Source organism: Bradyrhizobium sp. NBAIM01, assembly GCF_020194115.1.
Classification (GTDB): Bacteria; Pseudomonadota; Alphaproteobacteria; order Rhizobiales; family Xanthobacteraceae; genus Bradyrhizobium; species Bradyrhizobium yuanmingense.
Genome location: NZ_JADYVU010000003.1, coordinates 137,930 through 156,760, shown reverse-complemented (window position 1 = coordinate 156,760; position 18,831 = coordinate 137,930). Strand labels below are relative to the sequence as shown.

Here is an 18,831-nt window from a genome sequence, read left to right as displayed (position 1 = left end):
GTGGGCCAAAAGCGGTCATCGGTGCGTTGACCGCATGGCGGGTGAAGACGTGCTAGGTCGTTACCGCACGGAACAGACGCCATTTGTCGGGCACGCCTTTGAGAATGTGGCGGCCGCGCTCCTCAAACGTCAATCCAGAGCCTGCCACGAGATCGCGAACCGTCTGTGAGACCAGAACTTCACCCGGGGCAGCTAGCGCGGCCACACGTGCACCAATATGCACGGCAATGCCAACAATATCGTGAGCGACGAATTCGCACTCGCCGGTATGCAAACCGCAACGGACCTTCAGATCGAGTGGGCGCACCGCGTCGCCGATTGCGCTTGCGCAACGCACAGCGCGCGCAGGGCCATCGAACGTGGCAAGGAAACCGTCGCCGGCGGTATTGACTTCGCGGCCGCGATACTGGCCGAGCACGCCCCGAGCTTTGGCATAGAACGCATCCAGCAGCACGCGCCAGGCGCCGTCGCCGAGAGCGGCCGCGCGCTCCGTCGATCCCGCAATGTCGACAAACAGCACAGTTGCAAGCACCCTGTCCGGCTCCGCTGCTTGCCGATGCCCGGTGACGAACTCTTCGACCTCATTGATAATTGCATCCTGATCGCCAACCCAGACCATATGGTCCTGACCGCTGAGCTCAATCAGTTTGGCGCAAGGAATCTGCTGCGCCATGTAGCGCGCATGCTTCACGTCAATGACGCGCTCATCGGTGCGATGCAAAATCAAGGTCGGCACACGCGTCACGGGTAGGATGTCCCTGACATCGATCTCCCGGTTCATGCGCATGATCGCCGATGCCGCGCCTGGGCTTGCCGAGGCCCTGAAGTAGGCGGCGGTTTGCTCAAGTGCCTGCTTATTGCCAGCGAGGCTAGGCGCCCACATCAGCAAACTCATCGCATCTGCCGAACCCCAATGGTGCTCAATGTCATCGAGGAAAGCGCTCCACTGCGCATCGGTCCACGCGAATGCGTAGTCAGGGGCCCACGAGCGTCGCGCATAAGTGCCACAAAGCACCAGAGCTGACGTGCGTTCGGGATACGTAGCTGCATAGAGCAGCGACATCGGACCGCCCTCGGACACGCCAAACAAGGTGGCCCGCTGAGAACCAACCTGGTCCAGCACCGCCTGCACGTCGTGCATCCGCTGTTCAAGCGTGAAGATCTGGGAACCGCGATCGGACATTCCGGTGCCGCGCTTGTCGAACGTGATGACCCGCGCAAACGTTGCAAGCTTGCGGAAAAAGGAAGCGCGTGCCGGCGATTGCCAGAGCGCTTCGACATTGGAGACAAAACCTGGGACGAACAGCAGGTCGCGCGGACCGTCGCCCATCACCTGATAGGCAATATGGACGTCGTCACTTTTGACATAGTGAGTGGCCGGGATGTCAGCCATGGTGGCCTACTGCGTGACAAACCGCGGGCGCGAGTGTCGCACCTCATTCCGCGTCAGGCTAGCGAAATTCGGTGGAGAATTTGGCTGCCGCCCACCCGTAAGTACCGGCGCGACTGGGGAACCAGGTGCGGCCGCGATGTGCGTTTCGGGTCAAACGCGACCGGTCCGGCCGATCTTGCTCACCAATGTGACACGATGGGCCATGAACGGACTCATGCACCGCAGCAAACAACAGCTCTATTCGATCACTTCATCTGCGCGGGCAAGCATCGACGGCAGCAAAGCTAGGCCAAGGGCCTTGGCGGTCCTCAAGTTTACGACGAAGTCGAACTTGGCCGGCTGCTCCACCGGAAGATTAGCGGGTTTTGCTCCACGCAAAATCCTGTCGACGTATTCGGCAGCGCGGCGATACAAATCCGTAAAATTCGGCCCATAAGACATGAGGCCACCCGCTTCGACGTGCTCTCTGGCGTTGTAGATTGTTGGCAGTCGCGCTCCCATTGCTAAAGTCTGGATCCGATCGCGGTGGGTATTCACAAGCGGATCGGCAACTATATACAATGCCCCTGCACCACCTTTTAGCGCCTCGAAGGCAGACGGGATGTCCTCTGCTTGACGAATTGTGAGGATGTCGGTCTCAAGACCAAGCCTCGCCGCCGCCGCTTGCACTTCACTAAGCTCCAGTGCGGACAAGGAATTGCCAATGTTCCCAATAGCTGCCAAACGCCGAAGACTTGGAATGGCCTCGCGCAAAAGTTCTAGGCGCTTGCCGGCAAGATCGGTTGCTACCGTCGAGAGGCCCGTGACGTTGCCGCCAGGTTTCGCCAAACTCGCAACCAGTTTGTTTGCAACTGGGTCTCCCGCCACCGCGAACACGATCGGGATAACCGATGTTGCCTGCATCGCCGCGATAACGTTTGCGGTCCCCGAGGTTACAATGACATCGACTCTAAGCCGAACGAAATCCGTCGCAAATTTAGCGAAGCGTTCACTGTTTCCTTCGCCCCACGCATATTCAATCGCGACTGTTCGCCCCTCGATCCATCCGAGTTCACTCAGTCGCTTCAAGAATGCAGCAAGCCGTTGGCGCTCGACCGAAGGGGTGCTCTGACCCAAGAACCCGATGGTTGGCAATCGAGGGGATTGCTGCGCGCGGCCCGTTACCGGCCGCACGGCCACCAGACCAGCAAGAGCACCAAGCAAATCCCGGCGCCTCATACGTACCTCAACCGCAGACGACGGCATCATATGACTGAGGCCAGCGTTTTGGTAGGGATGAAACCGGCTTCGCCGCGGTCCGATGTCCGAGTTGGGTCAAAAGCTGCCCTGCGCACTTCAAGAGGCCTCTCCGCTCAGCTTTCGAAAGCAGACCATGCGAGGCCAATCCCCGTGGCGCATTTTTCGCGCTCAGATCGCGATGCGAACTCGCGGGAAGCAAGGAATGTGGGCACCGTCACTGGACGCTGAATACCGGATGTTGACCCGCGCGACGGTGCTCGCCAAGACAACCAGCCTCCATTCGGAGTGCTGGTGTCAACGCGCAGGCCAAAGCCGCTCGCTCAGGCGGCGCTGACAGTCTCGAGCTCAGCCGCCAGGAACTGTCTCTCGAATGCCTCGCCGGGCATCGGACGGCCGAAGAAATAGCCCTGCCCTTCCTCGCATCCCATGCTGACCAGGAAGTCGGCCGTTGCGCGGTTCTCGATGCCTTCGGCGACGACGGTGAGACCGAGCTGCTTGCTGAGGCCGATGGTCGACCCGACGATGGCGGCGTCGTCGGAATTCGACAGAAGACCGAAGACGAACGACCGGTCGATCTTGAGGCCGTCGAGCGGAAATTTCTTGAGATAGCTCAGGCTCGCATAACCGGTGCCGAAATCATCGAACAGGATCCGGACGCCGAGCTCCTGAATTCGCTTGAACATTTCAAGCACGCGGCGCTCGTCATGCAGCAGGATGTCTTCGGTGACTTCGATCTCGAGCAGCGACGGCGTCAGCCCGGTCTCTTCGAGCAGCGCTGCAACGGAATGCGCGAGGTCGCCGGACTGAAGCTGCGAGGGTGAGAGGTTGATCGCGACGCGCACATCGCTGCCGGACAATTCCCAAGCTCGCGCCTGGCGGCAGGCGGTCTCCATCACCCAGTTCGCGATCCGCTCCGACAGCGCAGAGGTGTTGACAACAGGCATGAATTCGGCCGGCGAGACGTAGCCGCGCAACGGATGCCGCCAGCGGATCAGCGCCTCGGCCCCGACCAGGCTGCCGTCGATCAGACGAACTTGCGGCTGGTAGAACAGCTCGAATTCGCTGCGGTCGGCGGCAAGCGCCAGCTCGCCCTCCAGCCTCAAGCGGTTCTCGAGCTCCTGCCGGATCGCGGCTTCGAATACGACGTGGCCGCCGCGCCTGGTCGCCTTGGCTTTCGTCAGCGCGAGATGGCCGTTGCTCAGGAGGTCATCGGCGTTGCTCCCGCCTTCAGGATAGACGGCGACGCCAACGCTGATCTTGACCCGGTGCTGGCGCGTGCCGGTTGCGAGAGGGGCTTCGAACGCGCGCGCGATTCGTTCGGTCACCGCCGCGACCGGCTCGGTGATCTCTGCGCAATCGATCGCGATGGCAAATTCGTCCCCGCTGAGCCGGGCGACGATCGCCTTGCCACCGACCTCGCTCCGGAGCCGCTCGGCGACCGCGCGCAGCACCAGATCGCCGGCGGAGTGCCCTAGCATGTTGTTGATCTCTTGGAAGCCGTCGAGCCCGAGCACGAGCAACGCGACGCTCGAAGACCGTCGCTCCGCCGCGGCGATCAGATCGGTCAGGCCCACATGCAGCATGTTCCGGTTGGCCAGCCCCGTCAGCGCGTCATGTTCGGCGAGATATCGAATGCGTTCGGCTTCACGTTTGCGCACGGAGATATCGCGCAGGATGGCACCATATTGAAAGCCGTCCGTTCCCTGCCAGCCCGAAAAGCTCGCCTCGACCGGGAAGGTTTCGCCGTTCTTGCGCCGGCCTTCGAACTCGACGACGACGGCGCCGCCCGGAACCAGGAGCGCCTGGCGCGCGGCGTCGTGCATGGACGGTCTTGCACCGGCGTGTGCCGGCAAAGCGCACAGCGTTTCGAACGGGCGGCCGATGATCTCGGCCGGCATGTAGCCGAAGATCGCGCTGGCGCCGGGATTCCAGACCGTGATGCGGTGATCCTCGTCGGTGCAGACCAGCCCGTCGCCGAGCGACATCGCGATGCGATGAAAGCGGCTCTCGGCGATGCGTCCGAGCAGGCTGCGGAAGTCGATTTCGTCGAGCGCAATCGCGGTCAGGTAAGCGACGATGGCGATGTGGAACAGCGACGTATCGATGACCAGGGGCCATCTTGCCTGCACAAGGATTGCGGCCAGCTCGACCACCGCCCCGGCTGCGATCAGGATTGCGACGCGAAGTCCTGGCGCGATACGGCGCCACGAATACAGCATCAGCAGGCAGATTGCGCCCAGTCCGACCACCATGCCGACATCGGAGGTCCAGCGCAGGGTCCGGTTCTGAAGGATCGATTCAGCGGCGAGCGCCTGGAGGACTGGCCCCGAGATGATACTGCCGTTGGGAACGCTGAAACGGTCGCCGAGCTCGAGCGCCGTGGCGCCAATGATGACCTTCTTGCCTTTCAGCTTGTCGAGCGTGGCGCGATCGCCGCGCAGCACGTCGACATAGGAGACGGCGGGAATGGAGGGTGCGCGAATGCTGAAATCGATCAGAAAGGGCGGTCGCCGATTGGCGTCCTGTCCCGCCAGCACGACGGCCATCGAAGGCATGAAAGCATCGCCGAGCTTCTCGCCGAACGGATAGCGGCGAACCAGCCCGTCGGATTCGATTGCGACATTGACGAGAGCCGGCCACGACTGGTTGCTGAACGCCTTCAGCGGCCGGTTGACGTGGGCCGGGCCGCCCCTCGGTGTCGGCTGCTTGAAGGATGGCAGGATCGTCGAACCGCCGGCGTCTCGCAATGCCTTGGCGAAGGCCGCGTCGGAGGCGGGATCCGACGGCGTGCTGAAATCGACATCGAAGGCAACCTCCTGCGCGCCTGCCGCTTCCAGCCTTTGCAGCATTTCGGCATGGAGACGCCGTGGCCAGGGCCACACCCCGATCTGGTCGATCGACGGCGCATCGATACCGACCACGACGATGTCACCGGTGGCCGCACGCGTTTGCCACTTGAATCGAAGATCGGTGAGCGCATTGCGAAGCGCAGCGTGCCAGCCCGTGGACAACACCACCGCGAGCGCGATCACGACAAGAACATGCGGCCGATAGCGTTTCACCCGAGCCTCCCCCCACACCCGCCCCGACGGACGCGTCCACCTAGAGTTCAGCGTCTGCCGTGCCCATTGCTGCCATTTCCATGGCCGTGGCCGTTGTTGCCTCTGCCATTGCCGGTGGCGCCGTTGTCGGCATGGCTGCTGTTACCGTGACCGTTGCTGCCGCCGTTACCGCTATTGTTTGGATTGCCGCCGTTGCCGCTGTTGCCGCCGTTGCCGTTGTTGTTACCCGAATTACCGTTGCCACCGTCCTTTCCGTTGTTTGCTCGCGGGGCATCGCTGGATGCGCCGGCCGTCGTTGCGGCGATCGTGGCGTTCGCGCTGGCGGCACCGCTGCTTGCCGCGCCGTTGGATGCAGCCGGGCTCGTCTTGCCATCGTTCCAGATCGTCTGACTGTCGCCCCTGGCATTCGCGTTACGTGCCTGCCCCGGCGGAACGCCGCCGTGCGCAAGGCCGCGCGTCGCCTTGTGGACGTTCAGCTTGACCTCTCCCAGCGCGGCCGAAATGCGCACGGCTCCTGCCTTGGGGGCATGCCCCCCGGCCGCCTGCCCCGAGGCCTTGGGTGCGCCGGCTGCCTTGCTTCCCTTGTCGATGGGGCCGAGCGCATGGATGGCATGGCCATTGGCCGCATGGCGCGGCGCCGACAGGCCCGACTTCGGCACTGGGACACGCTCGATCGTGGGTGCGCGGGGCTTGCCCTGCTCGATCGGATTGAGCGTCCCCGCACCGCTGAGGCTGAGACCGGGCTTGCCGTGTTCGAACACGGTGGCCGCTTGTCCGGGCATCACTTGCGCAATCTGTCCCGTCTTGAAATCGGAGACTTCGACCTGGCCGCGGAGCACGCCGACCTTGGTGCTACCGGCACCGACCGTGACGCTGAACTGCGTTCCCTTGACCACGGCGGCGAGATAGGGCGTCTCGACCTCGAAATGCTTGACGTTGCGCTTCTCGACCTCGAGCAGGATCGAACCCGCCTGCTGGATGATGGTGGTCGACAGGCCGTCCTTCTTCTCGGCCGGCAGGCCCACCACCGAATTGGGGGAGATCAGGATCGTTTCCTCGCCGCGGACGAGGAGGACGCGCCCGTTGCGACCGGTGCGAATGGTATCGCCAGGTTTCAGCGTTCCTTCTGACGTCAACGACACCTGCTGGGCGCCGCTCGTCGCAAGCCAGACCTCGCCCGAGGATTTGCTGACGGACCACACACCGTCGTCCGCCGCGAATGCGCTGGAGGCCGATCCCAGGATCAGCGCCGCCGCCAGGGCGCGCCGCATTCCAACTCTGCCGAACATGATGATCCTCAGCCCGCGTTTACAGCCAAGCCTGAGGGGTATCCGAAATCACTCAAGATAGGATTATCGGAAAGCGGCCAGCGGAGCGGCCGGATTAACCAATCGTTGACCATAAAAACCTATGAAAAATCATGCGGCTAACGAACCCTTACCGTCCCGTGGCAGATCCTCCGTTGAACTACGGAGACAAAGTCGACGCGCGCGGTGAGACGCGGCATCGCCTTACCGCATTGGTATCGGCGGCAGTAATTTTGGCGGCAACTCCAGCGGCATTTGCTCAACAGGCGAACCAGCCGGGTTTCGACCCGCGCCAGCCCGAGAAATATTTTGATAACCAGACCGAGCAGGAATCGCTCGGCCGGCCGCCGGTCCGGTTGCCGAGCGTCGGACAGCCCACGACGGGCGGCGATACCAAGCCGCAATTCGTGCTGCGCGGCGTCAGCGTCGGCGGCGCCCATGCGGTTTCCCCTGATCGCATCGCCGCTGTCTACCAGCCTTATCTCGGCCGGAAGGTCTCGCAGGCGGATCTGGCCGCGATCGCAGGCGCCATCAGCGACCTCTACCGCGAAGCCGGCTTTCATCTGAGCCGCGCCATCGTGCCACCACAAGACATCGCCGACGGCCGTGTCCGGATTCAGGTCCTGGAAGGTGCGATCGTGCAGGCCGAGTTGAAGGGCGACGGTGCAGAGCGGTTCGGCATAAGGCCGATGCTGGCGCCGGTTCTGACCGAACATCCTTCGCGACTGGCAACGCTCGAACGCCAGCTCTTCCTGATCAATGGCAGGCCGGGCGTCCGGATCACCGACACTGCGCTGGAGGAGATCGGCGGTACGACGGGCCGCTTCCGCCTGACCATCTACTTGAAAACCTGGCACGTCTTCACCTCGTTCGGCCTCGACAATCTCGGATCCTCGTCGGTCGGTCCCTGGCAGACCTACGCCACCGGCGCGTTCAACTCCTACCTCGCGCCCGGCGATGCATTGGCGGTCAACCTGTCGACCATTGCCAACGACCCCCGCCAGCTCGGCTTCGCACGGCTGTCGTACGATGCGCCCGTCGGCGTCGACGGTGTCCGCCTGGGTGCTTCCGTGCTGTACAGCGCGGTAAGGCCGGGCGATATGCGCCGGCTCGATAGCGACATCACCACGACCCACGCGTTCGAGCTGCGTGCCAGCATGGTCCCGTTGCAGTCGCAATCCTCCACGCTCACGCTGACCGCCGCCACGACCTTCAGCAATGTGTCCGAGCATGACCTTTACGGGCCCTGGTACAACGACCACATCAGGACGGCGAGCCTGACCGCCGACTACCGGCTGTTGGATCCTTTTGGCGGCACCAATTTTGCGACTCTGACCTACCGTCAGGGGCTCGACGTTTTTGGCGCCTCACATTTCGAGGACGATCTGTTGTCACGCGACGGAGCCTCCTCGAACTTCTCGGTCCTGAACCTCTGGTTCACGCGCTACCAGACACTCAACGATGTCTGGTCGCTCAAGCTCGCTGCCGCGAGCCAGACGGCGTCGCGCCCGCTGTTCACTTCGCAACAATTCTATCTCGGCGGCGCGGCCTTCGGCCGTGGCTATGGCGCAGCCGAGATCAGCGGCGACAACGGCCTTGCCGGCTCGCTCGAGCTGCGCTTCGACCAGAAGCTCAATTTCCGCTATTGGACCGGCTACCAGCTCTATGCCTTTGGCGACGCTGGCGCAGTCTGGAACCACGGTTATCGCCTGAGCGACGGGCTGTCGCTGACATCGGCCGGAGCCGGTGTGCGCTTCTTCCTGCCGGACGACCTCCAGGCCGATTTCGGCGTCGCCGTCCCCTTAAGCTACCGGGCGCCGGACAACGAGCGTCGCAGCCCACGCTTTCTTTTCACGCTGTCGAGCGCGTTCCGGCTCTGCCCCGAACGCGGCCGGGCGAGCTGTCTCTAGCCGCCCGGTCCTTCGGGCGGGATGTCGCATCCTGACAGCTTTTCCCCGCGGCCATCCTTCGAGACTCCCGCTTGAGGCGGGCTCCTCAGAATGAGGCCGGAGTGCGCGGCCGGAGTTTCCACGGGCACAGACGCTGATGAGCCTCATCGTGAGGAGACGCTCGACCGCTTCCTGCGTGACAGCGCCAGCAGCGCGCTCACGCCTGCGGATACGAAGAGCCCAATGATCATGAACCCGGGCGACTATTGGCCGGGACGCTTTGCGGCAGATCAAGGCGGCTCCGACACGGCACGGTAAGAAACCACATGCTGTCGGAGAGACACGTGTCGCACTATACCGGAAGTCTTGGTACGAAAAGCCTTGTTCCGAAGGGCCTGCCCGCGGCGAGAGTGCCGGCATTCATGCGGCATCTCTATCGTTCGACCCGCAGGCTGCTGCGCTCGATCGTCGCTCGCATCGATCTCTCGCAATTTCCAGGATCCTGCTGCGGATGAGCGCGGCAGCCGCAAGCGAATGCAGAAAGATTGCCCTATGCTCCGACATGTGAGACGGATTTTCCTGCTGCTTGGCCTCGTCTCTGGCTTCGGCTCGTCGTCCGCTCTCGGTGCTGATGCCGGTCACGGCGCCGAACTCGCCAGGCGCTGGTGCGCGAGCTGCCATGTCGTGGCGAACGGACAGGCTCAGGCGAGCGCCGACGTCCCTTCCTTTGCGTCCGTCGCGCGCAGGCCGGATTTCAGTGCGGAAAGGCTCGCATTCTTCCTGCTCGATCCGCACCCGAAGATGCCGAATTTTCCCCTGAGCCGAACCGAAGCCGGCGATATCGCGGCCTACATCGCATCGCTGCGTTAGATGCCTGATCGGCCGCCGAAGGCCGCGCTCGCGCAAACCGAGCGGCGCGCTTTTCCGAAGGTCATACTTCAGCAATAGTCTGAGCTTCATCCCGGATGGTCACGCCGGGCTGCACGAAGGCTGCAAATGCAAATCCCTGCCGGTGGACCGGCAGGGATCAGCAGAAAGGATGACAGACGGCGAATGAGATCATTCGGTGGCCCATCATGGACCTGCACCGGTATCGAAGCGCGGATCTTCACGTCATACAAGATCAATTTGTGGGCACGCTGTACACAGACCGAAAATCAGGACTTGCCCTTGCCGGGTTGCATGAGACTGCCGGTCATCTGACGCATGTGATCTCCGGCGCTGGTGAACTGACTGCGGAGGAAATCGGATTGGATTCGCATCGCCTCCTGGAGGTCGGTGGCATGCACCAGCTTGCGCGCATGCTCGAAGGCCGACTTCATGTTCTGCTCCGTGAAAGCCAACGCCTGCTTCGACACCTCTGTCCCCGCCCCCGGAACGGACGACATCGATTTGGTCGCCGCTTCAAAGAACATGCCGAAGGCCTTTTCGGCCTGGTCGATGGTCTTCTCGGCCAAATCACGCAGTTCGGCCGGAACTTCGATTTTCGGTTCGATCATGGTCTCACTCCTCCCTTTTTCCGTCTGAATACCACATTTGCCTGACCGCCATCCAGCCGCCAGCGTTCCGGCGAACGATGCCGGGGAGCCTGCTCTGGCAGGAAAATGGGCAGGATGGGCGCGCGGCCGGGCTCTAGGATAAGGGGTGCTCGGGAAGAGCTTCGTCGGTGGCGAGATCTTCGACCAGCTTGATCACCTCGAAGCGCTGTCGCGGCGCGAGCTTCAGGAAGGCCCGGAGCAGACGCAGACTTTCCACGGTGCTGCCTGCAGGCACACCGAGCTTGAGATGCAGCTCAGCCGCGAAATTGAGGTTTTTCATCTCGCACCTATGACAAGCATCGGTCGTGATCCGCTCGAGAACCGAACGCCGCAACAGAACTATGGCGACGAACGTTCGGCCGAAGGGACCCGCCGGGTTGCAGGCTGAACCGCGTCCAAACGACGGCTTCCATCTGGTTGCAACTATGCCAAGCAACAACCCATCCGGCAAGCCCAACCGTGGGTATAGCGATGCTTGGTCTGCATCGCGCCACAGCGTTTTCCGGATAACAGGAATATCGATCGCCGTCACCCACCTGCGTCAAGAAGCGTCATCAATCACGCGCACAGCCCCTCTTGCTGTCAATCAACACGGGGTTTCGTCGTGTTTCCGATGTTAAATGCACGTTAGCGCGCACGAATTGGCGATTCTTCAGCAAGATACACGCATTTGTTGAATCCGTCCCGGCGGTTGCATTAAGCGCGTGAAAGTCGATCTCGCGGCCGGTCCACCGTGAACCGCCGTCCACGCGCGAGCGACCAAGCCGTTGCGGCACGGCCACGCAGACACGGGCGCCATGGCTGAAAACTCTTCGATTTGGGCGCGCCTCAGCACCAAAAGGACGACGGCATGCTTTCTCGCTGCGATCTCATCAAGGGCGCCGCAATCGCGCTTCTCACCCTCTCGACACAAGGCGCATGGGCGCAGGAGACCAAGATGAACCTGTTCAAGATCGTCACCGTCAAGGACGAAATCGTCGTCGGACTGTCGGCGCAGGAGCTTCAGGCGCTCGGCGGCAATGATGCGAGCGCCGTCGCACACGCGCTGGCACAGAAGGGCGATCTCACCGTCTGGCAATACAACGTGCATCGTGGCCCCAACGGCGAATTACAGCAGGCACCGACAGCCAAGATCGGGCTGCTGGCCCATGCCTCGCTGCGCGTCGAGCCCTACACCACGCCTTACCAGATCGTCCCTCACCCGTAAGCAATGGGCGGGACGCCGGCGGCCGAGACCGCCGGCGCTCCGCAATCATCCACGTCGGCCCCCGCGCGCCGTTCCCGTCTCCGTCGCGAAGCCGTAGATCAGCGCCAGCCGGTCCAGGCATTCGCGGAAACGCCGCGCGAAGTAATCGTTCCAGCGTTGCGTGCGGACGGCACGACGCTGCCCAACCTGATCCATGGTCAGACCCAGCACCAGCACGTCGTGCACCAGCGCGGCGCCGTCGGTGCCGAGCTCTCGTTCGATCCTGTTGAGCCGCAGCACCGCCTGGCGCTGGCTTTCGGTGACGACCTCACGCGTGCCCGTCCCATCGACATATTCGCGCGTCGTATCCACCGCCTGCGGGCCGCGCTCCGCCCGCTCCCAATCGTTCTGGAAGGCGCGGCCGCCGCGGTACTGCGCCTCGTCGATCTGATGGTGCGCGTGCAGCCGGCCAAGCGGATCGCCGCGGACCGACCGGATCGCCAGGATCTTCTCGCCGGAACCGAGCGCGAGCGGATTGTCGACTTCCACCTCCGCGATCTCGGCGTTGAACGGCACCTCCCGCGACCGCCGGTCGTAGATCTGCGCCAATTTGTAGGACTTGTTGCGTCGGGCACGAGCCACTCGGATCTCCTTGCAAGACTGAGAGTTGAACGGAGGGCGGCACCGTCAGAGCGCCGAGACCAGCTTCAGCACGACCGGGCCTGCGGCACGGGCCGCCGACGCAGCCTCGGAACGGCGCGTCAGACGGCCATGCGGCGCGCAATAGCTCGAGCCCGGCTGGCGCGGGTGGCCGCAGAAGGTGATCTCCTCACCGTCCTTGTCGCCGCCATAGGGATAGCGGCAGTCGGCCGGCTCGAGCTCGACCAATTGGATCAGGCGCGGCTGGATGCCGACACAGCGCAACTTCACCCGCGCCGCAGGCTTCATGGCGGACTTCGGCGGCAGATTGAGGCTCGGCCACGCCACCCGGCGCGGCGAAAGCAGGCTGGGTTCACCCGGCAAGGGCGGCGCGAGCGCCGGGCTCGTCATCCATTGCGGCACGATGAGCCCGAGCCGCTTGGCGCGGCCGACCACCGCGCTGCGCGTATAAGCCGTTCCAAACCTTGCGTTTATCTGTCTTCCGATCTCCGCATAAGACATGCCTTTGTGAAAATAGTCGCGAAGCGCGTCGGAGTGCTCCGACGGCCAATGGCCCGGTTCCATGCTGCTGTCCTGTGATGCGCCTCCACCCGGGAGGCGAGACGCACATTCCGTTATTCCGAATACAGAGTCAAGCCGTATTTCTGATATTCATAATTGCATCAATTCCGAATTTCGGATTACAAGAGGCGAGACGGTGCGCAATCGAGGGAATCACCATGTTGGACGTAGCAATGATCGAGCGGGGCCTGGAGAAGACGGGCAAGAGCAAGGGCGGCCTGGCTGCGGCCATGGGCGTGCGGCCCGGCGCGGTCTCGGAGATTCTCGGCGGCGAGCGCCTGGTGAAGGCCTCGGAGATCATTCCGATCATGGAATATCTCGAGCTCAATCTCGCGCCGATCATGGGGCGCGTCGGAGCCGGCGCCGTGATCGAGCCGGACTACGAACAGGTTCCGCCGGAAGGTCTCGGCGACGTCGCGTTGCCCTTCCCGATCATGGAAGAGACGATCGCATTCGAGATCGTGGGCGATTCGATGCTGCCCAAATACGAAAGCGGCGACGTGATCGTCGTCTACAAGGACCAGCGCCACCCGCTGTCGAGCTTCTACGGCGAAGAGGCAGTGGTCCGCCTCAAGACCGGCGAGCGCTATCTGAAGACCATCGAGCGGGGCAAATCTCCCTCAGTGGTCAACCTCACGAGCTTCAATGCCAAGCCGATCGTCGGCGTCAAGCTTGACTGGGTCGGGGAGATCTGCCTGTCCATGCCCAAGGGACAGCTTGAGCGGCTGCGCGCGAAGTCGGCGCGGCCGCGCAAGAAGGGCAAATGAGGGCTGCCACTTCTGATTAAAAGAAATCACACTTGACATAGTTCCGATTTTCGGAAATAATCTGCCGCGTCCCGACCATGGGGCGCGGCAGGGTCGTTTCATGCAATACTTCGTCGTGATGATCGATTATGGACGGCGGGGCCGCGAGGCGGTCGTCGATCCCGAAATCACCCGGCGCGAGGTCATTTCCCGCCTCGCCTCGGGTGAGTATCGGAACGTCTCGTTCATCCACGAGATCGTGGAGAACTCGGTCGAAGATGTCACCGCGGCCATCCTGGCCGAGGCGGCCCTCCCACAGATCGAGCCCGAGGACGTCGATCTCCAGGCAATCCGCCTCGACCACATCCACGACCTGCGCAAGCACGAGAGGACGTGACTCAGGCCTAGAGCATGATCCAGACCTGAAGGGCCGCGTTAGCGCAAAGTGTGCAGCGGTTTTCCGAAACGATCATGATCAATCAACAGCCTAAAGCGCGATGACGTGACGATTCATCCTAATCGCATCGCGCTTTAGGGCGCGCCACCGTCCCGTTGGGCATTACACCAGGAGAACGGTCGATCCCGTGGTCTTGCGTGCCGCAAGATCGGCATGCGCCTTGGCGGCGTCCTTTAGCGGGTAGGTCTGGTGCACCTCGATCTTGACCGCGCCGGACTTGACGACGTCGAACAGCTCATTCGCCATCGCCACCAGATTTTCGCGCTTGGCGGCGTAGGTAAACAGCGTCGGACGCGTGACGTAGAGCGAGCCCTTCTGGGCGAGCAGGCCAAGATTAAGCGGCTCCACCGCGCCGGAGGACTGGCCGAACAGCGCGGCGACGCCGAGCGGGGCGAGGCAATCCAGCGATTTCAGGAACGTGTCCTTGCCGACGGAGTCGTAAACCACTGGCACTTTCTTGCCGCCGGTGATCTCGTCGACCCGCTTCACGAAATCTTCCCTTGTATAGATGATGACATGGTCGCAGCCATGCGCCTTGGCGAGCTTCGCCTTCTCGTCGTTGCTGACGGTGCCGATCACGGTCGCGCCGAGATGCTTGGCCCACTGGCTCAAGATCAGGCCGACACCGCCGGCGGCCGCATGCAGCAGGATGGTATCGCCGGCTTTCACCCGATAGGTCTGGCGGATCAGATATTGCGTGGTGAGCCCCTTGAGCATCATCGCCGCCGCCGTCTTGTCGTCGACGCCGTCGGGCAATTTCAACAGCCGGTCGGCGGGGATCAGCCGCGCCTCCGCATACGCCCCGAGCGGCGAGGCGCCATAAGCGACGCGATCGCCCGGCTTCAGATCGCTGACGCCAGGCCCGACCTCTTCGACGACGCCAGCCGCCTCGCTGCCGAGCCCGCTCGGCAGTTGCGCCGGATAGAGGCCGGAACGGTTATAGATGTCGACGAAATTGAGGCCGACCGCGGTGTGGCGGATGCGCGCCTCGCCGGGCCCAGGTTTGCCGACGCTGACCTCCTCCCAGACCAGGACTTCCGGACCGCCGGTTTTGTGAAAGCGAATGGCATGCGTCATGGGCGTGCTCCTTTATCGTTGAAATGAAAGTTCGAACACCGGATCGGCCTGTGAAATAGGCATTTGGTCCGCCCGTTACAGTATAGAAGCCGTAACAAGAATGTCACAGCGAACCACAAACAGCCGCCGTTCCGCCTCCGTTCGAAAGAGTTGATGAGGGCCCCGCGGCGACCCGCAGTAGCCTTGCGCGGGGTTTGATGGTCGCCTGCGAAGGAGAGCCGAGATGCCAGCTTACGTTCAGCATCATCAGGACGTCGAAATCGCGCCAGTGAATTGCCCTACCTGTATGGGGTTCCTGCCGATGTATGTGCGCGAGGTCGAGCCGCATTGGAGCCTAGCCAAGATCGACTTCGTCTATGAATGCGCCGATTGCGGCGCCGAGCTGAGGCAGACGATCCGCAAGCCGGAGCTGCTGCGGCACTGATCGCGCCAACAGCGAAGCGCTCAACTATTTGCGCTTAGCGGAAAAACGCCGTTCACGCGGGTCAGATGTCTCCCAAACGTGGCTTGTTCTTTGCCTGGAACGCAGGCAGAACAAGCCTCAAGCAAGACCTTTGGGAGCGCCCTTTCGTGGCTGATCAGAAGGCCTCGACCTCGATCGAGGCAGTGGAGAGCGGCCTCGCCGCGCAGGGCTACATCGCGAGCCGGCAGATCGCGACTGCCGTCTATTTGTCGCAGCAGATCGAGAAGCCGATCCTGGTCGAGGGCCCCGCGGGCGTCGGCAAGACCGAGCTCGCCAAGGCGATCGCGGCTTGGCGCGGCATGAAGATGATCCGCCTGCAATGCTATGAGGGCCTCGACGAGGCCAAGGCGCTCTACGAGTGGAAATACGCCAAGCAGCTTCTCTACACGCAGATCCTCAAGGACAAGCTCGGCGAGGTTCTCGGCGGCGCGCAGACGCTGCATGCCGCGCTCGACCAGCTCCACGATTTCGGCGACGTGTTCTTCTCCAAGGAATTCGTCGAGCCGCGGCCGCTGCTCCAGGCGCTTGAGCAGCCGGGCGGCTGCGTGCTCCTGATCGACGAGATCGACAAGTCGGACGCCGAATTCGAATCGCTGCTGCTGGAAATCCTGTCCGACTTCCAGGTCACGATCCCCGAGCTCGGAACCGTTTCGGCGATCACGCCGCCGACGGTGATCCTCACCTCCAACAGCGAGCGCGACCTCGGCGATGCCCTGAAGCGACGCTGCCTGCATCTGCATATCGGCTTTCCCGAGCAGCGGCTCGAGGAGCGCATCGTCGAAAGCCGTGTGCCCGGCATCTCGCAGACGCTGCGCCGGCAGATGGTCGGCTTCATCCACGAGATCCGCTCGCTGGATCTGAAGAAGCTGCCCTCGGTCAGCGAGACCATCGACTGGGCGCGTGTGCTGGTACTGCTCCAGGCTTCCGAACTCGATACTGAGATCGTCAAGGACACGCTCAACGTGCTCCTGAAATACGAAGCCGACATCGAGGCCGCGACGCCGCAGGTGACGACCTTCATTGCCAAGGCGGCCCGGTCCAACGTCTTCGGTTGACGCCGATGCGCGAAAATCTCCATCGCTTCTTTCGGGCGGCACGCGGGGCTGGCGTTCACGTCTCGCCGGCCGAAAGCATCGATGCGATGCGCGCCGTCGCGCAGGTCGGCATCTCCGACCGCGCCGTGCTACGCGATGCGCTGCTGCTGACGCTCGCCAAGTCGCAGGACGAGAAGCTCGCGCTCGGCGACTGCTTTGATCTGTTCTTCAGCCAGCCGGAGCCGCGACAGGAGCAGCCTGAGGCTGCCGGCGAAGACGATGCTGCGCAAGGCGAGGATCAGCCGCCCTCCGCCGGCTCGGCGAGCGAGGCGGGCGAAGGTCAGCCTTCCCAGGGCCTGGGTCCCTTGGCGCAGATGCTATTGTCGCAGGATCGCAACGCGATCGCTGCCGCGATTGCCAGCGCCTCCGGCGCGGCCTCCCTGTCCGACATCCGCTACTCCACCCAGCGCGGCATATTCTCCAGCCGCATCCTCGACGCCATGGGCCTCCAGCGCCTGCGCGACGATCTCGACCAACTGACCGCGACCAACCCGTCGCTGGCCGAGCGCCTGCGCGCCGCGCTCGATGCCTTGCGCGAAGCCGTGCGCGATACGGTCTCGCAAGGGCTCGCACTCTATGCCCGCGAGGAGGCCGAGAACCTCCGCAACGAGATCCTGCGCAACGCGCCGCTTGCCCGCATCGAGCGGCGCCAGGTCGCCGAGATGCGTGCCCTCATCCGCCAGATCGCACGCCGGCTGCGCGAGCGCTATTCCAAGCCGCGCAAGCGCCAGCGCCGCGGCCATCTCGACGTTCGCCGCACGCTCCGCCGCAACGCAGCCTGGGGCGGCGTGCCCTTCCTCACGGCATGGAAGCGCAAGCATCGCGACAGGCCGAAGATCGTCGCGCTGTGCGACGTCTCGGGCTCCGTTGCGCAAGTCTCGGACTTCTTCCTGCTGCTGATCCACTCGCTGCACGAGGTGGTCGACGACGTCCGCTCCTTCGCCTTCTCTTCGCACCTGATCGAGGTCAGCGAGATCCTGGAGACGAAGTCGCCGGAGGAGGCGATGTCCGAGATCATGTCCAAGGTCGGTTTCGGCTCGTCGGATTACGGCGCCTCGCTGGTCGATTTCGAGAAGGAGTTCATGAGCGCGCTGACGCCGCAGACCACGGTGATCGTGCTCGGCGATGCCCGCAGCAACAATCTCGACCCACGCGCCGACATTTTGCGCCGGATCTCCGAGCGTTCGAAGCGGTTGGTCTGGCTCAATCCCGAGGGGCGGCTCGCCTGGGGCTTTGGCGATTCCGAGATGCCGCGCTACGCAACCTTTTGCAGCGTCGTGCGCCAATGCGCCACCGCGCAACAGCTCGAACGCGCTGTTTCCGATATTGTGGCGACTTATCAATAAGCAATAACAGCCGCCTCCGTCAGGCGGCGTTCAGCTCGGCCTGATTGCATTCCCGAAAGTGACGCGCGATTTCGTCGAGCGCGCGCTGCTCCCATTCTTCTGCCTGCGCCAGCCAGAACGGCCGGCGCTTCGAATCGAGCGCCGCGCGCTCTCGGCAAAGGAATTCCTGCCTGCGAATTTCCACCAGCCTGTTCATGCACTCCACTCCGGCCGTGTGAAGCCATTCCCCGCAGGCCAAGGTAACAGAGTCCTCAATCTCCCGCCTCATCATTTCTGTGCATATCGCGACGCCAAATAGGACAGTGATGCTTGCCGTGCACTGCGGCAGCTCGCATCGCAACATCAAGTGCGGATCATCAATTAGTGATCGGAGAACGTGACGGTAGTCGTGCACTAACGACGTTAACTCTTGTGGCGCAACGAAGTGCCGCAATTTGTGAAGAGATGTTCTAAACAGCTGACCGAATTCCCGACTCATTGTCGTCGCATGGTCTTCATGCGGCGCCGCTAACAGGGGCACGCGAACCGGACGATCGGCTGAGGCACCATGAGCAACGATTTCGAGTTTGATCTATCGACCGACCAGTGGGAAGCGCTAAAGGCGCTTCGCAACCCGGTGTCGAACGGTCGCCTCGCGAAGGCCTATCTCGTCGAAAGCCTCGCCAAGCTCGGCCTCGTTGTCATGAATGACGGCGTGCCTGCGATAACATCCACAGGACGCAAGGTGCTGGTGCGCGGCTCATGCCGGCTGCTCGATCTCGTGGCGTGACGAGATCGCCTGCTGCCGCGTAACTGCGCCATCGCCTGAAAAAT

19 protein-coding genes are annotated in these 18,831 nt (G+C 62.9%); 9 read left to right on the top strand and 10 right to left on the bottom strand.

What is annotated here, in order from left to right:
- Positions 1-52: 52 nt before the first annotated feature.
- The 4 genes from I6F31_RS11520 to I6F31_RS11505 all read right to left on the bottom strand — a co-directional run bounded on the left by I6F31_RS11520 (position 53) and on the right by I6F31_RS11505 (position 6,983).
- The gene (locus I6F31_RS11520; protein ID WP_036046399.1) at positions 53-1,393 is read right to left on the bottom strand and encodes an adenylate/guanylate cyclase domain-containing protein; all 1,341 of its coding nucleotides are present in this window, start codon (positions 1,391-1,393) and stop codon (positions 53-55) included.
- Positions 1,394-1,630: 237 nt separating this feature from the next.
- Positions 1,631-2,611, bottom strand: a complete 981-nt coding sequence (locus I6F31_RS11515) for an ABC transporter substrate-binding protein (RefSeq protein ID WP_225150506.1) — start codon at positions 2,609-2,611, stop codon at positions 1,631-1,633.
- A 341-nt stretch (positions 2,612-2,952) separates the two neighbouring features.
- Positions 2,953-5,694, bottom strand: a complete 2,742-nt coding sequence (locus I6F31_RS11510) for an EAL domain-containing protein (protein ID WP_225152374.1) — start codon at positions 5,692-5,694, stop codon at positions 2,953-2,955.
- 47 nt (positions 5,695-5,741) lie between these two features.
- Complete coding sequence (locus I6F31_RS11505; protein ID WP_225142906.1) at positions 5,742-6,983, bottom strand: FecR domain-containing protein; 1,242 nt, start codon at positions 6,981-6,983, stop codon at positions 5,742-5,744.
- A 131-nt stretch (positions 6,984-7,114) separates the two neighbouring features.
- Between I6F31_RS11505 and I6F31_RS11500 the strand changes: the two genes are divergently transcribed.
- Together I6F31_RS11500 and I6F31_RS11495 are read left to right on the top strand one after the other, a co-directional pair.
- Entirely contained in the window at positions 7,115-8,911 is a 1,797-nt protein-coding gene (locus I6F31_RS11500; protein WP_225152372.1) for a POTRA domain-containing protein, read from the top strand.
- 531 nt (positions 8,912-9,442) lie between these two features.
- On the top strand, positions 9,443-9,760 hold the full coding sequence (locus tag I6F31_RS11495; RefSeq protein ID WP_036007678.1) for a cytochrome c: 318 nt from the start codon (positions 9,443-9,445) through the stop codon (positions 9,758-9,760).
- A 287-nt stretch (positions 9,761-10,047) separates the two neighbouring features.
- On the opposite strand, the gene I6F31_RS11490 is transcribed toward I6F31_RS11495, so the two are convergent.
- Both I6F31_RS11490 and I6F31_RS11485 read right to left on the bottom strand, forming a co-directional pair.
- Positions 10,048-10,389, bottom strand: coding sequence for a phasin (locus I6F31_RS11490; protein WP_036007681.1), 342 nt, complete (start codon positions 10,387-10,389; stop codon positions 10,048-10,050).
- A gap of 133 nt (positions 10,390-10,522) precedes the next feature.
- The gene (locus I6F31_RS11485) at positions 10,523-10,708 is read right to left on the bottom strand and encodes a hypothetical protein (RefSeq protein WP_036007684.1); all 186 of its coding nucleotides are present in this window, start codon (positions 10,706-10,708) and stop codon (positions 10,523-10,525) included.
- A gap of 570 nt (positions 10,709-11,278) precedes the next feature.
- Between I6F31_RS11485 and I6F31_RS11480 the strand changes: the two genes are divergently transcribed.
- Positions 11,279-11,635 (top strand): hypothetical protein, encoded by a 357-nt coding sequence (locus I6F31_RS11480; RefSeq protein WP_036007687.1) that lies wholly within the window; start codon positions 11,279-11,281, stop codon positions 11,633-11,635.
- Between the two features lie 45 nt (positions 11,636-11,680).
- Here I6F31_RS11480 and I6F31_RS11475 read toward each other — a convergent pair whose 3' ends face one another.
- Both I6F31_RS11475 and I6F31_RS11470 read right to left on the bottom strand, forming a co-directional pair.
- Entirely contained in the window at positions 11,681-12,256 is a 576-nt protein-coding gene (locus tag I6F31_RS11475) for a hypothetical protein (protein ID WP_225142695.1), read from the bottom strand.
- Positions 12,257-12,301: 45 nt separating this feature from the next.
- Positions 12,302-12,838 (bottom strand): GcrA family cell cycle regulator, encoded by a 537-nt coding sequence (locus I6F31_RS11470; protein ID WP_157283862.1) that lies wholly within the window; start codon positions 12,836-12,838, stop codon positions 12,302-12,304.
- Positions 12,839-12,993: 155 nt separating this feature from the next.
- On the opposite strand from I6F31_RS11470, the gene I6F31_RS11465 reads away from it, so the two are divergent.
- Together I6F31_RS11465 and I6F31_RS11460 are read left to right on the top strand one after the other, a co-directional pair.
- Positions 12,994-13,602 (top strand): S24 family peptidase, encoded by a 609-nt coding sequence (locus I6F31_RS11465; RefSeq protein ID WP_036045323.1) that lies wholly within the window; start codon positions 12,994-12,996, stop codon positions 13,600-13,602.
- Between the two features lie 100 nt (positions 13,603-13,702).
- The gene (locus tag I6F31_RS11460) at positions 13,703-13,978 is read left to right on the top strand and encodes a hypothetical protein (RefSeq protein ID WP_036007697.1); all 276 of its coding nucleotides are present in this window, start codon (positions 13,703-13,705) and stop codon (positions 13,976-13,978) included.
- A 162-nt stretch (positions 13,979-14,140) separates the two neighbouring features.
- Here the strand turns inward: I6F31_RS11460 and I6F31_RS11455 are convergent, their stop codons facing one another.
- Entirely contained in the window at positions 14,141-15,115 is a 975-nt protein-coding gene (locus I6F31_RS11455; RefSeq protein ID WP_036007700.1) for a quinone oxidoreductase, read from the bottom strand.
- A 223-nt stretch (positions 15,116-15,338) separates the two neighbouring features.
- On the opposite strand from I6F31_RS11455, the gene I6F31_RS11450 reads away from it, so the two are divergent.
- The 3 genes from I6F31_RS11450 (at position 15,339) to I6F31_RS11440 (ending at position 18,018) form a co-directional block, all read left to right on the top strand.
- Positions 15,339-15,539 (top strand): hypothetical protein, encoded by a 201-nt coding sequence (locus I6F31_RS11450; protein WP_036007702.1) that lies wholly within the window; start codon positions 15,339-15,341, stop codon positions 15,537-15,539.
- Between the two features lie 146 nt (positions 15,540-15,685).
- Positions 15,686-16,633: a MoxR family ATPase gene (locus I6F31_RS11445; protein WP_036007771.1), complete on the top strand. Its 948-nt coding sequence runs from the start codon at positions 15,686-15,688 to the stop codon at positions 16,631-16,633.
- A gap of 5 nt (positions 16,634-16,638) precedes the next feature.
- Positions 16,639-18,018: a VWA domain-containing protein gene (locus I6F31_RS11440; RefSeq protein ID WP_036007773.1), complete on the top strand. Its 1,380-nt coding sequence runs from the start codon at positions 16,639-16,641 to the stop codon at positions 18,016-18,018.
- Positions 18,019-18,037: 19 nt separating this feature from the next.
- Here the strand turns inward: I6F31_RS11440 and I6F31_RS11435 are convergent, their stop codons facing one another.
- Positions 18,038-18,214: a hypothetical protein gene (locus I6F31_RS11435; RefSeq protein WP_167361687.1), complete on the bottom strand. Its 177-nt coding sequence runs from the start codon at positions 18,212-18,214 to the stop codon at positions 18,038-18,040.
- 351 nt (positions 18,215-18,565) lie between these two features.
- Between I6F31_RS11435 and I6F31_RS11430 the strand changes: the two genes are divergently transcribed.
- Positions 18,566-18,787 carry a hypothetical protein gene (locus tag I6F31_RS11430; RefSeq protein WP_036007707.1) on the top strand — a complete coding sequence of 74 codons (222 nt, stop codon included), beginning with the start codon at positions 18,566-18,568 and terminating at the stop codon, positions 18,785-18,787.
- Positions 18,788-18,831: the final 44 nt, after the last annotated feature.